The sequence below is a fragment of the Microcoleus sp. N9_A1 genome, assembly GCF_036701795.1.
Classification (GTDB): domain Bacteria; phylum Cyanobacteriota; class Cyanobacteriia; order Cyanobacteriales; family Microcoleaceae; genus Microcoleus.
On record NZ_JAUBRI010000039.1, the window covers coordinates 22,503 to 36,929 of the forward strand.

The window sequence follows — 14,427 nt, forward strand, 5'->3', positions numbered from 1 at the left end:
AGACATAAATTAACTGGCAACTACTAACAACCAACCGCTAGATATATTAAGGAGTTTGTCAAAATGAACTCACCTGAAATTACACTGGAGATGCCTTCAGAAGATTTGCCGATCGCCAATCCGATCGATCCTCCTGAAGTCACGCAGCAGCTATCGGAAAACATCATCCTCACCACAGTGGATGACCTGTACAACTGGGCCAAAATGTCCAGCTTGTATCCGCTGATGTTTGGGACTGCTTGTTGCTTCATTGAATTTAGCGCCATGCTCGCTGCTCGCTTCGATTTGGATCGCTGGGGTGTATTTCCCCGGATGTCTCCCCGACAGGCAGATTTGATAATTACGGCCGGCACGATTACGATGAAATACGCTCCGGTTTTGGTGCGAATTTACGAACAAATGCCGGAACCCAAATACGTAATTGCAATGGGCGCTTGCACGATTACGGGCGGAATGTTTAGTGCAGATTCTCCGACTGCTGTGCGCGGTGTGGACAAGTTAATTCCCGTAGATGTCTATGTACCGGGATGTCCGCCCCGGCCAGAAGCGATTATGGATGCGATCGTCAAACTCCGCAAGAAGATTGCCAACGAAAGCTTCCAAGAAGAGCAACAGAGGGAACCAACGCACCGCTACTACACCCGCCCTCACCGGATGAAAATCGTCTCACCAATCCACGAGGGGAAATACCTGAAAACTTCAGCAAGACAGGTGCCACCGCCAGAAATTGCACCTTCTGGATTGTCAAGATTCCAACTGGTTGAATTAACTTCTGCTACCTTTCATGATTAATATTGGACTGACATAATCAGTCTAGAAACTATTCCACGATAGTAATAGGGTACGCACGGCGCACCTTATTACTATGGCTAATGTGAAAATTGACTTTTTATGTAAGTCATGAAACAGCCAAACGATCGAGATAGCCCGCCGGAAAAAACCTAATTATGATGCAAAATATTGATATTGGACTGACTCACATTGCCCTCCCGGTTTCAAATGTCGATCGCAGTATTGAATTCTACTCCAAATATGCTGGGATGCAAGTAGTTCACCGCCGCATTGATGCAGAAACGGGTGTTGCTGTGGTCTGGATTTCCGATCGCACTCGCCCTTTTGTAATTGTGCTAATTCAAACAAACTCCGTACATCCCGTTCTGTCTCCCTGGGCACACCTCGGAGTAGGTTGCAAAAGCCGCGAATACATGGATTCTCTCTGCGACAAAGCACGTCAAGAAGGCGTACTGCTTGAGGAACCAAAAGATTCTGGATATCCGATCGGCTACTGGGCTTTTTTGCGAGACCCAGACGGTCACACGCTGGAACTATCCTACGGGCAAGAAATCGGATGTACAGTGGAGGATGCTACTTAAAGTTATAATAAACAAATCGCCCTCCAAACCCGATCGTTTCTCATCTGGAAATAGACTGGAGAATCAAATGACTGCAGCAATCATCGCACCACCCAGAAAAGAATCACCCCTTCTGTTTGAGGGACTCACTTGGAGAGAGTTCAAAGCAGTTGAGCAATTGTTAGACCGTCCAGGATATCGACTTTCTTTCCTGGATGGAGTTTTGGAGATTAAACTAATGCCTGGAGAACCCCACGAAACCGTTAAGAAGAGAATTGCCGCATTGGTGGAACTGTACCTGCTGATGGCGGGGTTTGACTTTACTCCAACTGGCTCAATGACGCTAGAAAGTGAAGGCGTAGCCGTTAAGCGAGAGGCGGATGAATCTTATAAACTTGCCCCTGGTCGTATGCTACCCGATCTGGCGATCGAGGTCGTGTTTTCCAGTGGCGGCATCAACCAACTGGAGGTATACAAGCGGCTGAAGATAAAGGAAGTGTGGTTCTGGGAAGATGGATTGTTAGAGGTTTATCACCTGCGGGGAGAGGGCAATACACTTCATTATGAAAAGGTTTCCAGTAGTGAGGAGGTGAAAGGGATAGATTTTGATTTGTTGTTGCGTTGCATCAATATGGTGAATCATGTTGATGCACTTAAGACTTTTCAACAGGCACTTCAGAAATAGCTGGGAATAGGGGATTTCGCCTCCTTTCACCACCTTTGTTGACATCTCAATATCCGCAAAAAGCAATGGGGAATGGCAATGACGCAAGTTGTAATTGTGGGAGCGGGGCCAACTGGTGCGGCACTTGCTTTGCTGCTGGTAAAACGAGGTATTTCTGTTACCTTGGTTGAGGCTGCAAAAGATTCCTACCGAGTGTTTCGCGGTGAAGCGTTAATGCCCAGCGGATTGGATGCGATCGCCCAAATGGGCTTATCCACTATGCTAGAAGGTGTTCCACACCGACAAATTGATGCCTGGGAGTTCGTTGTGGGCGATCGGCAACTATTTCGAGTTGATGAGCCAATGGGGTCTAATCAACCTTGTACGCTGGTATCGCAACCGCCTTTGCTAGAAACACTAATTTCAGAAGCTAAGTTGCATCCAGAGTTTGAATTTATCTCAGGTGTTCCCGTAAAAGATTTACTGTACAGCAACGATCGCATTGCGGGTGTAAAGCTAGGAGATGGGCGAGAGATTCCTGCTGCACTTGTGATTGGTACAGATGGTAGAAACTCGGTTGTACGACAACGTGCAGAATTAGAGTTAGTAAAACAGCAGAATAGTATAGATGTTCTGTGGTTTAAACTTGCCGCTCATCCTCGGTTTGTGGCGGATAATGTATTTTATTCCATCCTGAATGGCGGTAGCGGATTTAGTGTCTTTCATGGGGCAGAATCAGGTAAACTTCATCTGGCTTGGGTGCTATCGGCAGATGACAAAACGGATCGGAAACACACAGACTGGGCAGAAACTTTCGCATCGCGATCGCCTGCGTGGATGGCAGAACATTTCCGCAACTGTGCGGATACGAGCGAATCTCCGATGCGATTATCTGTTGTGGTTGGTCGCTGTCCGCGCTGGCATCGACCAGGAATCATACTTTTGGGGGATGCGGCACATCCGATGTCTCCGGTTCGCGCTCAAGGAATTAACATGGCGTTCCGCGATGTAATTGTTGCGGCCAATCACCTTGTACCTTTATTGAAAGCAGGCGCTAATTACGAGGATATTGACTTAGCATTATCGCGGATTCAGGCAGAACGCGAACCAGAAATTATTCGCGCCCAAAAACTTCAAGCACAAGAAGCGTGGAAAGGCGAACAACTGCGAAAAAATGGATTATTGCGTTTATTGATGATGCAAACGGCTCCGTTTTTGGGTGAAAAAATTAAACAATTTTGGGTAAAAGGACAGTATGAGTTGCGCCAAGGAGTAACAGAGGTAAAATTGGTGGTGTGAAATGAGGAAATTAAAACCTGACTTACCCATCCAAACCAAAGAAACCGGGTTTTTACCTTTTCTGCGATGCTCTAATATCAATTCCGGTTGTATCGGAATGATTAAACCACAGAGGGCACAGAGGACACAGAGAAAGAGAAGAGAGAGATAATAATTCCGATGTTAACGGATTTGATATAACCGAGTATTTTTGCGAAAAACCCAGTTTCTGACTACCCGTGCGTCCAGGACTATAAAACTTAGGAGAAAATTGTATGCGATCGACAACTCTCAAAGGACCGATCGGCACTATTCACATCATCGAAGCCAGCCCCCCTGTCACCGCTGCGGAGTCTGAGCCACTGCCGGTGGTGTTCGTGCACGGTATGGCGGTTTCCGCGAACATCTGGGAGGCGCAGCTTGCCCGTGTCGCCCGTACCCGACGCGCGATCGCCCTTGATATGCGGGGACACGGCGATTCCGCACCGCCGGAGGACGGCAACTACGCGCCCGCCTCCTGTGCAGCGGATGTTTTGGCGGTACTGGATGGGCTGGGACTCGATCGAGTGGCGATCGTTGGACACAGTTTCGGTGCTTGTATTGCCCTCGCCACAGCAGCCAGCGCACCGCACCGCATCGCGCGGTTGATTCTGGCAGACGCACCTGGAGACTTTACCAAGGTGCCTGCAGATGTGCACGAACTGATCGTCTCCTTCCAGAGGACTCTGGAGACGGAGGATTGGCGGGCTGCTGTGGAAACCAGCTTCAACGAGGCGCTGACAGGAAGCAGGGCCCATACGCGCGATCGGATTCTCGCTTGGTTGGCGACGACTCCACACGATCGCCTGTTTGGAATGTATCGCCAGATGTTTGCTTTTGACGCAGTTGATTCTCTCGATCGCTACCTAGCAGCCCCTGGAACACGGGCCCACGCCATTATTGCTCCCTCAAACACTTTTCCCTTCAGCCTCCACATCCTCCGTCCCACACTGACGACAACTACGCTACCCGATACTGGACACTGGCTGATGCTGGATGCGCCAGAGGCCTTTGCTAGGGAACTTGATATCTGTTTGGAAGGTGTTTAATATAGATTTCGACAAAATCTGTTAGTCTTACCACACTTCATCGAGAGTTAAGTTGTGGGGGTTTTTGAGGATGAAGGCGTTGTTGTCTTTGATTAAGTCACCGCTACAGAGAATCGGTAAGCGTTCTTGATAAGCTTTAATCGCCAGGATATAATCTTTGTCTGCGAGTGAAGTTTGAATTTTCCGCAATTTGTCAGCTACCAGGCCGAGGAGAGTAATTTCGCCACTTAATTTTTTGGTATTTGGGGTGTGAATTTGCATAACAATTCCCTGAATTATCGTGTTGGGAATGCTGGTAAGTAGTTCGCTTAAAATTTCAATTTGAGGGCGATTTTCTGCGTTTTCTAGGGTTTGGATTGCCTCCCGGATGCGGGCTGCATAATCTCCCAGGTTTTCCCGGTTAGGTAGCAATATTTCAAATTCTTCTGCATCGGCTGTTGGTTTGTGCCAAAGTGTGGCATTTTCTAAGAAAGGTTGGTCTTCATGCCAGCCGTGAGTTTGTAAGTAATTTCTCAGTTGATTTAGCTCGATTGTTTCGAGAGTTTGGCTATCTTTTACGGTGATTTTCATGGTTGAACTCCTTGGCTAATTCTCTCCATAATTGACTGAAGGGCGGCGACTGTAAATTGGTTGGTTCTGGGGATGGCGAGGGTGACAGCGTTTGTGTTTTGTGTTTTTGGCTTTCCCCGCAGCGAGATCCAATATCCGCAGCCTCTGATGCAGAGTTCTGTTTCCGACTGGGTTAACCAGTCTTCGGGTGTTTCGGGGATTAAAACGACAACTAAAATTCGGGGAATGGCGAAGTCATCCATTCTTAAGTCGTCGTAGTTTTTGAGCTTGAGGGGGTAGCGGATGGAGTTATCGTCTTGGATATCTCTTGATGTAGATTTTAACTGCAATTCTAAGCGAGGTGCTCTCATGGGGCCAGTCCCGCCTTTGGCAGCTACTCCCCAGTCTACGCTGTCATCGTCTACGAATGGTTTGTAGAGGGAATAGCCGGCAACGGTGGTGACAGCTTGCAGGTAGATGTTGCTGAATTGTTCTTTTTGTTGGTTAATGTCCACTTTTTACGTAGCGATTATTCTTGTTAATCTATTTGGTAGGACATTATAGATAAATTCATATCATGTGGGTTGCCAAAAAAATATTAATTCCTTGAATCATCAGATCCACATCGCTACGCTTAAACTTATCAAAATCTCCGTGAGCTGCACTATTCCGAATATCAGCCCAAGCTCTAAGCTGCTTAGCTGTTAGTTCATTAAATAAGTTATTTGTTTTCAAGACATCAATCAAACGGGCGAGTCTTAGGGGTTCACCCTTATTATTGACTGTTGATATGGGCGGACTCTGCTTATCACAGAGAGTTCGTAGAGATTTCTCTAAAACAGCTCCAGCTAATACGGCTGCTGGTACATAGTCATATTTACCAGACTGACCCTCTGCTAATAACTGTTCTGCTTGACCCATATAATCTGCGGCTATTGCAGATTCTATCTCAAGTCCCAAATCTCCTAAATAACCTTTTTGAAAGTCATCTTTCAATCCTTTTAAATGAGAAATGCGGGTATTCAAGTGATCGGGAGGATAGGACAAACTTACTGTTTCCTCCAATAATTTTCGATGAACACTCCTTGGAGGAATGATTTGATCTAGTAACGATAAATAGTTTAAATGCCACCCCTCTAGTTTTTGTCGATCTTCAATTTCTTGTTGAGTTAAAGGTCTAGTTACTCCACCCGGGACGCTGAAGTAACCATTGGAAATATATTTAATAACTTTATAAATCCTTTCTCCTTCTTGTATAAGTTCATCAAACCGATCGAGATATTTGTTTAAAACGCTAGGCGGTAGTGTCATTACAATGATGCCTCAAAAAAAAATCCGTAACTTTAACACGAAGCTCGCCCGAGAGAAGCTTGCGGAGTAGGGTATCGCGAATGGCTCCAAGTCGGCGCGATTTTCGATAAGAGTTATCTTGACTTCGCACTCTCCGATTTTATCATTACTCCTCAATTTCCACATCCACCGCTTCTAACTCAGCTTCCAACTGCTCAATCGTCGGCAAACATCCTTTCAGGAAAAGCTGTTTCTCAGTCAACAGCTAAATGGTCTATAACTTTGGCTCCCCATCCTCGCTGCTGTTGCCTGTTTAAAATATTCCGCCCAATTGGCCAGTAAAGCAACACTAATTCGCAGTTGACAGAAAGTACGGCACGCACTTGATATTGCACAATACGTTCCTTAAGTTCTCGCAAAAAATCATGATAATCTTCAGCAATTGACGAACTATCCGCCAGAACCCACCCTCTGCCGATTTTCCCGAATCATCGCCTCTAACTTGGCACTCTCGGCAAATTGCCTCTCCAACTTCGCCGTCAAATGCAGCATCTTCTCGTCCAAACCCTCCTCCTCCTCCTCCTCCGCCTCCGCCCCCACATACCTCTCAGGGGTTAAAATATAACACTTACCGTTTTGCTTTTTTGTTGCCTTTTGACTCCGCACAAGTGTTACATCTCTTCTGGAAAGTACATTTGCAGCAAATCCGCCCCGCCCGAACGCAACTGGCCTAACTTCTCCAGGACTTAGGTAAAAAGCACCTAAAGTATGATGCGAAACTCGGGCAAAACTCTTATTCTATAAATCGATCGGGCATTAAACCGATATCCACAACCGCCAAGATTTATTGCCAAAAATTAAATCTTTCCGGCGAAAAGTTGCTATTTAATGAATAAGACTTTACAATCCAGCAATGTAAATCAATTTCTCAATGAACAGCTCTGCAAACACTAACCCGAAATGGGTCGCAAGTGCCAAAAAGCAGCAAAAGCTACCTTTTTTAACTCTTTCAACAGCAAAGCATTGGCAGAAAAACCCAGGGATCGACGGTTGGCATCTTGGAACGAATGCTTTGCTCGCAATACTACAAATGTATCAAAACTTATCTGCCAAAATTTAGCCCGAACAGATGCCTAACTGAAACTCTTGCTGCGTAAGGTTTCAGTTTCTAAATAGGCTGATTTTATTGTCATTAACTACTTGAGGATTCGATCGCATGGTTTCGATTTCTACAACTCAATCCGATCTGCTACCTTTGTCTTCGCCAACCGTTACGGCTGCAACCCAAAGCAGCGTGACTGCTGCAACAGGGGTGTGCGTGACGGTTCACGGTCACTTCTACCAGCCGCCCCGGGAAAACCCTTATCTGGACGCGATCGAACGCCAAGCCAGCGCCTCTCCTGCCCACGACTGGAACGAACGCATTGACATCGAGTGCTACCGCCCGAACGCCTTTGCCCGCATACTCAACGACCGCGGCGAAGTCGCGGGGATCGTCAATAACTACGAGTATATGAGCTTCAACATCGGGCCCACCCTGATGAGCTGGCTCGAACGCTACGACACGGAAGTCTACCAGCGGATTCTGGAAGCCGATCGCAAAAGCTGTCAGCGGCTCAACGGTCACGGCAACGCGATCGCCCAAGTATACAATCACATCATCATGCCGCTGGCTAACGAGCGAGACAAATACACCCAAATTCGGTGGGGGGTCGCAGATTTTCGCTCCCGGTTCGGTCGCGATCCCGAAGGAATGTGGCTCGCCGAAACCGCCGTAGACTACGCCACCCTCGAAGTTTTAGTCGCTGAAGGCATCCGCTTCATTGTCTTAGCCCCCTCCCAAGCCGAACGCTGCCGCCCGCTAATCGGGCAAAACCACGAAGGGGAACCAGGGCAAAATTCCGAATGGCACGAAGTCGGCGGGGGTCAAATCGATCCGACTCGCCCGTACCGCTGCTATTTGAAACCAGAAATGCGGTTAATGGCTGACCACCAACTCTCGCCGCTGAGCACTCACCATTTTGGCCGCAGACACTTCCAAAATTCCGAAGCCACACCTGCCAACACTCCCTACATTGATATCTTTTTCTACGACGGCCCGATCTCGCGCGATATGGGCTTCAATGACGTTCTCAGCAGCAGCCACCACTTGGTGGGGCGCTTGGGTCAAGCAGTACGGGGAGACCACCGACCGGCTCAATTAATCTGCGTGGCGACGGACGGCGAAACTTTCGGCCACCACAAACACAGTACGGAAAAATGCCTCGCCTACGCCTTCACAGAAGAGTTTCCCCGTCGAGGCTGGACGGTGACGAATTTTGCTCATTATTTAAGTCAAAATCCGAGCGCTTGGGAAGTGGAACTCAAACCCGTGACGGCCTGGAGTTGTTCTCACGGGGTCGATCGCTGGCAAGATGATTGCGGCTGCGGCGGTGGCGGCGAGTGGAACCAAAAATGGCGCCGCCCCTTGCGGGATACTCTCAATTGGCTGCGCGATCGACTGATTCCGATTTACGAAGAAGCGGGACGCAAGCTGTTTCGCGATCCCTGGAAAGCCAGAGATGAATATATTGAGGTCATCCGCGATCGATCGACCGCTAATGTTGACAGTTTCCTCCAACGCCATCAAGTGCGCCAACTCGACGCAGCCGAACAGGTGGACGCCCTGCGGCTGCTGGAAATGCAGCGCCACACCCTGTTAATGTTCACTAGCTGCGGCTGGTTTTTTGAAGAAATCTCGCGGCCAGAAGGCGTGCAAATTCTGCGCTACGCGGCCCGGGCGCTGGAATTGGCGGGCGAAGTTACCGGCGTGCAGCTAGAAAAGGATTTTGTCGATCGACTAGCCCTCGTACCCAGCAACGTTGACTATTTCCAAACAGGGGCCGAAGTTTACCGCAAACTCGTGGTGACAGCCCAAATTAGTCTCAGACAGGTAGCCGCCCACTACGCGATCAGTTCTCTGTTTGCCAAATATCCCCGCGAACAACGAGTTTACTGCTATCAGGCCCTGCAGGAAGATTTCCAAATTCAGCGCATGGGATCGATGACTCTGGCTGTGGGTCAATTGCAGTTAACCTCGGAAATTACGCGGGAAACAGAGGTTTTTGTGTTTGCTGCGTTGCACCTCGGCGGCTGGGACTTCCACTGCTGTATTCAGCCTTTTGGCAGCCGCCGATCGTACACTATGCTCAAAGAGCGGTTGTTTGGAGTTATGCAAGAAGCTTCGGCGGCCCACGCGATTCTGGAAATGGTGCGGCTGTTTGGGGATCAGTCCTTTAGCTTGCGGGATTTATTCGCTGAGGAACGCCACCGGATCGTGCAGTTGCTGAGTCAGGAAAATTTGACTCGGTTGGATCAGCTTTACACTCAGGTTTACCGCGAAAATTACGGGGTGATGATGGCGTTCCACCGCGACGAGCTCCCGGTGCCGGTAGAGTTGCAGGTGGCTGCTGAGGTGGCTTTGGGACACCGCTGTTTGACGGCGGCGAAGGCCCTGGAAGTGGAAACGGAGGATGTGGAACCGCTGCTGGCCGAAATTGAGGCGATCGCCACTGAAAGCGGCCATCTCCGCTGTCGGTTGAACGTTCCCGAAGTCAAGGAAATTTTGGAAAAGATGGTTTGGCGATCGCTAGACGCGCTGCTGCAAGCAGGATCGGGTGTGGATGAGCGCTCGCCTGTCAAGTTGGAAGCTGATATCCGCACGATCGAGCGTTTGATTGCTGTGGGCGATCGGCTGAGTTTAGGCTTGTGTTTGGACAAATCGCAGGAACTGTATTTCGATTCTCTGTACAGCCAAATTGTGCCTCTGTGTTTGGGCTGGCTGCAACGGCAAGATGCCTCGGCGGACGAAACTGCGGGGGCTGCCGTTGCCTTGGAAATTGCGCGTTCAGGCGGCGGCTGGGAGTTGTCTTCGATCCGGCAGTTGCTGGAGTTGGGTCAAACCTTGGCAGTTGATGTGGAGTGTTGGTTAAATCAGTTAAGTTAACAGTTTCCCGATTAGCCGGCATCAATTCCCGTCCTTGAGAATCCGCCCGATCGAGCTTTAAATGCCGATCAGGCCTGCGGGTTCAACCGAGAATAGATCGGCCTGGATGCCTCCATGCCGATCTTGGCTGGCGATCGAAGCACCGACAGAGAACCGCCAATTTTGTTTAAGTTTTCGCTCTACTTATGTGGGAAGATAAAAAGACTGTCCCCAAAGCGTACAGATGTTCTGCACTTGCGCGCTTTGTAGAGTTTGAAAGAAAGAACACTAAGTTTAAATTTATGAAAGTTGGCGATCGCGTTTGCATTAAAAACTCTGTTGTTGTCTACCACCATCCTGAAAATCGCAGTCAACCATTTGATATTAAGGGTATGGAAGGAGAAGTCGTGGCGATCGTTCAGGAATGGCACGGCAGACCTGTCAGTGCTAATTGGCCGGTTCTAGTTCAGTTTGACAAAAAATTTAAAGCTCATTTCAAAGAAGATGAGGTTGAATTGATCTCTTCTGAAGTCTAGTTGTTTGATCCCCGACTTCTTAAAGAAGTCGGGATCTTGGGGTTCAGTTTTTTAAAGTGGGATTAAGTTAATATTCGTAATTTATTTAATCCTTAATTTTTCGACCCTCTGCGGCTGAACCAACCTAAAATATTCCAATCTCCCTGCATTTTCTGCAATTCCTGCTGATGCTGCTTGGCTGTAGCGTAATACCACTGGCAGTGAAGTTCTAGTTCTTGACGGTACTTAATTTCATCGTAAAACTCGCGGACAATTTGGTGTCTCTGAAAAATTTCGGCCGCGGGAGTCGGTTCTGGGGCAATGTTTTGCAACTCGTGGGGCAGCATGACTGTTTGGGGGCGACGGTGGCTAATATTGGCTGTATTGACTTTAAGCTAACACACTAAATCATAGAATTTTAGATTTTAGATTTTAGATTTTAGATCGTATCCGTTTGATTCGGAATTTTATCTGATGAAGTTTTGTAGGGGCGCGTTCGCCCAGATATTTGATAAGTATAGACAAATTATATAAGCCCGCCACGCCCCTATAATTGGGATGCAACCGGATTTGATATTAGCTTAAATTCTTCAATCTAAAATCCAAAATTTAAAATCTAAAATTCTGTTAAAGCCATCCCCGCAGCCGATAAACGATTAAGCCGATGTATTCTTTCAAAGCTTTAGTTGACTGGTTTAACTGATAGGTATCCGGCAATAAATCCAAGGCGACTGCTTGCCAATTGCTTTGGGATGCTGCGATATCCTGCTGCGTGATTTGAAAGTCTGTTGGTGCGGCAATTGCTTTTATTCCCTGACGCTTGAAAATTAAGAGCGATCGAGTCATGTGCATCGCCGATGTCACTAGCAAAACCGGCCCTTTTATAGCTTTAGCATCTAAAATTTTCCGCACGTTGACGGCATTTTGATAGGTGTTGTGTGAATCGGGGTCTTGCAGAATTGCTGATGCCGGTACACCCATTGTTTGGGCAATTTCTGCCATGTCTGCCGATTCTGGAGGCCCGCCGCCTTTCCAATCTACTCTACCGCCGCTGAGAATTAGCAGGGAAGCTTTGCCTTGCCGGTAAAGTCGGGAACCATAGATTATTCGATCGCCCGCTTCACCTAATTCTACCCAAGGACGGGGAGGTAAAGCTGCTTTGACACCACCGCCCAAGACGATTATCGCTTCAGCTTGGGGGAGTTCGGCGGTTGGTAAGTTTTGCCATTCGAGCGATCGAACTAACGATTTTGAAACCCAACCGCTACTTCCGAGCAGTAAAATAATTAGAGCCGCAGCAATTGGCGCCGCCGCCCATTTGGGACGCTTCCAAAGTGTGATTAAAGCCGCCATCATTAACAGGCAACTCAACCCCAAAGGATAAATAAACAGCGGCAGGAGTTTCGATAGAAATAGAAACATTAAGCAAGTAATTCAAATTGCTCGTTAGCGGTAATGGGTAATTGGAAATGAACCATCGTTAGTCGCTAATCTGTAATTGGTAATTTAACGGGCGGGAGTGGTTAATTTTTAGTAGTGAGTTTTTAATTATGAACTCTTTAACTTAAAACTTACAACTCAATACTCAAAACTATTTTCAGTGCTAGCGACGATCCTCTGGTCCAGATAACCAACCAAAAAATGTAGCAGCATCACCCCTAGAGGTTTTGCTATATTTATGGCCGTCCCTTTGCACTACTTCTTTGTTGAGGATAGCATCCGAGGTTGTGTCCTTGGAATTTATATTCGGGTTGAGTAGTAATTCGTTGTGCCACCAAGCGACAATTAAACCTGCTGCCACGCCACCGATGACACCCAAGCCGAGACTCAGGGGCAGCGTACATCCTACTAAGCGAAACCCAACGGTAAACAACACAAACCATATCAGGGCGGGGCTAAACCCCTTGGAGTCTCCGGTAAATTTTGGCATGAGCTGTAAGTTTTGTTTGTAATAACACAGAAAGATATTGACAATATTAGCAGACAAGTAAGATTGCCAAGGGCGATCGCGCTGCAACTACTCCCCACAAATCAAGTTTAATTGTACCTCTAAGTCTTGCGCGGCATCTACAATCTTTAAAGAAATTTGCTCTAATTCTGTAAAAGGTTCAAAAGTGGCTTGCTGCGAACTCAATAGTTCGGCTGTCGCGTCGGCAATATCGCCCCGGCGCTGTTGCAGCCGTTCTCGCAATACAGCAATTGGTGCGGTGCAGTAAACGATTTGCCAGGATAAGCCGTGGGATTGAGCCTGATTAATCGCATCGGTTCTCAAGTTTTGGCGATCGAACTTTGCATCTAAAATCACATCCCAACCTCGGTCAGCCAGAATTATCCCCAACTCTAACAATCTACCATAAGTCTGGGCCGTCATTTCATCCGAGTACAAATCTTGCCCCCCGCGTTCATTTAAAGAAATCCCGCCTAAATGTTTGCGAACAGCATCGGATCGAATATGAATTGCCCCAGTGCGCCGAGCCAAATATCGAGCCGCTGTACTTTTGCCAGAACCAGATAAACCCGACATCAAAGTTAACTTTCCTGGGCGTGGTTGTGTGTATTGCCAAGCTTGTTTATAGTAATGAGCTGCTGTCTGTGAAATGTGTGCTTTTTGGGCAGTTGGAATCGAGGCATCATCCAACATTAACGAAGTTACTTTTGCTCTCACATAAGCTTGACGGCTCAAATACAGAGGCAGCAGTTGCAGTCCTTCCCAATCGCCTGTTTGTTCGATGTAAGTATTGAGAAAAGCATTTCCCAAGTCTCTGCGCCCGCGCGATTCCAAATCCATTACTGTAAAAGCGACATCGTACATGACATCAACAAAGCGAAAAGGCTCATTAAATTCAATGCAGTCGAATAGCAATATTTTTTCTTGCCACAATGCTATATTCCGCAAGTGCAAATCTCCGTGGCACTCGCGAATTTTATTATTGGCAATCCGTCGGTTAAATAATTCTTGATTTTTTTCAAAAAACTCATCTGTATAATCTTTAGTTTCCTGAAATTGTACCTGAGTCTGCGGCCCCCCGATATATTTTTGCGAAATCAGGTAATTGTTGTCTATTGCTGTCCGAATCTGATTGACTTCGCCAAATGTGCGAATGTAGCTATTACTAATTGCCGTGCTGTGAAACTTGGCAACTTCCCGCCCTAAGTCTGCCATAATTTGCTCGGTCAACAGTCCGCAGTCCAGCAAACTAAGCAACAGCGAATTTTGAGGAAATTCACGCATTTTAAGTGCGTATTCTACAGCAACTTCAGCCGGAGTTATAGCAGGTAAGTTGCGGCCAAATTGAAACGAATTCCCAATTTTAACAATTGGCAAAACTTCTAGATAAATTTCCGGTGCAGTGCGTCGGTTCAGCAGCAATTCTTGGGTGCATAAATGCTGCCGTTTCTCCAAAGTTGAATAGTCCAAAAAACCAAAATTGACTGGTTTCTTGATTTTGTAAGTATAATCTCCTGTCAGGAGAACAAAGGAGCCATGAGTCTGAATTAGCTGCACAGGTTCTGTCACCCCGTGCGGGTAAAACCCGGGATGCAACATTTGCTGAATCAGAGGTGGGAGACAAGTCATAGCGATTTTAGATTTTGGATTTTAGATTTTAGATTGGGGATTTTGGATTTTGAATTTTGAATTTTAGATTTTAAGTTGGGGACTTTAGATTGGGAGTGGGGATGTTGACTTTAATCCGATTTATTATAGAGTTGATAGTTAGTGTAAAAA

15 protein-coding genes and 1 pseudogene are annotated in these 14,427 nt (G+C 47.2%); 7 read left to right on the forward strand and 9 right to left on the reverse strand.

Features of this window, described 5'->3' with window-relative positions:
• Positions 1-63: 63 nt before the first annotated feature.
• The 5 genes and pseudogenes from nuoB to QUA58_RS18405 form a co-directional block, all read left to right on the forward strand.
• Positions 64-729, forward strand: a pseudogene (nuoB, locus tag QUA58_RS18385) (NADH-quinone oxidoreductase subunit NuoB); the annotation flags it as partial.
• Between the two features lie 218 nt (positions 730-947).
• Positions 948-1,373, forward strand: coding sequence for a VOC family protein (locus tag QUA58_RS18390; RefSeq protein ID WP_333247168.1), 426 nt, complete (start codon positions 948-950; stop codon positions 1,371-1,373).
• A gap of 67 nt (positions 1,374-1,440) precedes the next feature.
• Positions 1,441-2,037 carry a Uma2 family endonuclease gene (locus QUA58_RS18395; protein ID WP_333247166.1) on the forward strand — a complete coding sequence of 199 codons (597 nt, stop codon included), beginning with the start codon at positions 1,441-1,443 and terminating at the stop codon, positions 2,035-2,037.
• 78 nt (positions 2,038-2,115) lie between these two features.
• Entirely contained in the window at positions 2,116-3,315 is a 1,200-nt protein-coding gene (locus tag QUA58_RS18400) for an FAD-dependent monooxygenase (RefSeq protein WP_333247165.1), read from the forward strand.
• A gap of 254 nt (positions 3,316-3,569) precedes the next feature.
• Positions 3,570-4,382, forward strand: coding sequence for an alpha/beta fold hydrolase (locus QUA58_RS18405; protein WP_333395179.1), 813 nt, complete (start codon positions 3,570-3,572; stop codon positions 4,380-4,382).
• A 27-nt stretch (positions 4,383-4,409) separates the two neighbouring features.
• On the opposite strand, the gene QUA58_RS18410 is transcribed toward QUA58_RS18405, so the two are convergent.
• From QUA58_RS18410 to QUA58_RS18430, 5 genes are all read right to left on the reverse strand, one after another.
• Entirely contained in the window at positions 4,410-4,952 is a 543-nt protein-coding gene (locus QUA58_RS18410; RefSeq protein ID WP_333395180.1) for a hypothetical protein, read from the reverse strand.
• Entirely contained in the window at positions 4,949-5,446 is a 498-nt protein-coding gene (locus QUA58_RS18415) for a DUF4365 domain-containing protein (RefSeq protein WP_333395181.1), read from the reverse strand. The genes QUA58_RS18410 and QUA58_RS18415 overlap by 4 nt, the downstream gene beginning before the upstream one ends.
• 55 nt (positions 5,447-5,501) lie before the next feature.
• Positions 5,502-6,242, reverse strand: coding sequence for a DUF4145 domain-containing protein (locus QUA58_RS18420; protein WP_333395182.1), 741 nt, complete (start codon positions 6,240-6,242; stop codon positions 5,502-5,504).
• Positions 6,243-6,475: 233 nt separating this feature from the next.
• Complete coding sequence (locus QUA58_RS18425) at positions 6,476-6,616, reverse strand: DUF1016 N-terminal domain-containing protein (RefSeq protein ID WP_333395209.1); 141 nt, start codon at positions 6,614-6,616, stop codon at positions 6,476-6,478.
• A gap of 55 nt (positions 6,617-6,671) precedes the next feature.
• Complete coding sequence (locus QUA58_RS18430) at positions 6,672-6,887, reverse strand: hypothetical protein (protein ID WP_333395183.1); 216 nt, start codon at positions 6,885-6,887, stop codon at positions 6,672-6,674.
• A gap of 550 nt (positions 6,888-7,437) precedes the next feature.
• On the opposite strand from QUA58_RS18430, the gene QUA58_RS18435 reads away from it, so the two are divergent.
• Entirely contained in the window at positions 7,438-10,206 is a 2,769-nt protein-coding gene (locus QUA58_RS18435) for a DUF3536 domain-containing protein (protein WP_333395184.1), read from the forward strand.
• A gap of 281 nt (positions 10,207-10,487) precedes the next feature.
• Positions 10,488-10,721: a ferredoxin-thioredoxin reductase variable chain gene (locus QUA58_RS18440; RefSeq protein WP_333085253.1), complete on the forward strand. Its 234-nt coding sequence runs from the start codon at positions 10,488-10,490 to the stop codon at positions 10,719-10,721.
• A gap of 92 nt (positions 10,722-10,813) precedes the next feature.
• Here QUA58_RS18440 and QUA58_RS18445 read toward each other — a convergent pair whose 3' ends face one another.
• The 4 genes from QUA58_RS18445 to QUA58_RS18460 all read right to left on the reverse strand — a co-directional run bounded on the left by QUA58_RS18445 (position 10,814) and on the right by QUA58_RS18460 (position 14,277).
• Positions 10,814-11,047, reverse strand: coding sequence for a hypothetical protein (locus tag QUA58_RS18445; RefSeq protein ID WP_333214159.1), 234 nt, complete (start codon positions 11,045-11,047; stop codon positions 10,814-10,816).
• A 280-nt stretch (positions 11,048-11,327) separates the two neighbouring features.
• Positions 11,328-12,122, reverse strand: coding sequence for a YdcF family protein (locus QUA58_RS18450; protein ID WP_333247153.1), 795 nt, complete (start codon positions 12,120-12,122; stop codon positions 11,328-11,330).
• A gap of 181 nt (positions 12,123-12,303) precedes the next feature.
• The gene (locus tag QUA58_RS18455; protein ID WP_333247151.1) at positions 12,304-12,630 is read right to left on the reverse strand and encodes a hypothetical protein; all 327 of its coding nucleotides are present in this window, start codon (positions 12,628-12,630) and stop codon (positions 12,304-12,306) included.
• A gap of 87 nt (positions 12,631-12,717) precedes the next feature.
• Positions 12,718-14,277, reverse strand: coding sequence for an AAA family ATPase (locus QUA58_RS18460; RefSeq protein ID WP_333395185.1), 1,560 nt, complete (start codon positions 14,275-14,277; stop codon positions 12,718-12,720).
• Positions 14,278-14,427: the final 150 nt, after the last annotated feature.

Coding starts and splice junctions, on each gene's coding strand:
- QUA58_RS18390 (WP_333247168.1), top strand. CDS start 948: ATGATGCAAAATATTGATATTGGACTGACTCACATTGCCCTCCCGGTT.
- QUA58_RS18395 (WP_333247166.1), top strand. CDS start 1,441: ATGACTGCAGCAATCATCGCACCACCCAGAAAAGAATCACCCCTTCTG.
- QUA58_RS18400 (WP_333247165.1), top strand. CDS start 2,116: ATGACGCAAGTTGTAATTGTGGGAGCGGGGCCAACTGGTGCGGCACTT.
- QUA58_RS18405 (WP_333395179.1), top strand. CDS start 3,570: ATGCGATCGACAACTCTCAAAGGACCGATCGGCACTATTCACATCATC.
- QUA58_RS18410 (WP_333395180.1), bottom strand. CDS start 4,952: ATGAAAATCACCGTAAAAGATAGCCAAACTCTCGAAACAATCGAGCTA.
- QUA58_RS18420 (WP_333395182.1), bottom strand. CDS start 6,242: ATGACACTACCGCCTAGCGTTTTAAACAAATATCTCGATCGGTTTGAT.
- QUA58_RS18435 (WP_333395184.1), top strand. CDS start 7,438: ATGGTTTCGATTTCTACAACTCAATCCGATCTGCTACCTTTGTCTTCG.
- QUA58_RS18440 (WP_333085253.1), top strand. CDS start 10,488: ATGAAAGTTGGCGATCGCGTTTGCATTAAAAACTCTGTTGTTGTCTAC.
- QUA58_RS18445 (WP_333214159.1), bottom strand. CDS start 11,047: ATGCTGCCCCACGAGTTGCAAAACATTGCCCCAGAACCGACTCCCGCG.
- QUA58_RS18450 (WP_333247153.1), bottom strand. CDS start 12,122: ATGTTTCTATTTCTATCGAAACTCCTGCCGCTGTTTATTTATCCTTTG.
- QUA58_RS18455 (WP_333247151.1), bottom strand. CDS start 12,630: ATGCCAAAATTTACCGGAGACTCCAAGGGGTTTAGCCCCGCCCTGATA.
- QUA58_RS18460 (WP_333395185.1), bottom strand. CDS start 14,277: ATGACTTGTCTCCCACCTCTGATTCAGCAAATGTTGCATCCCGGGTTT.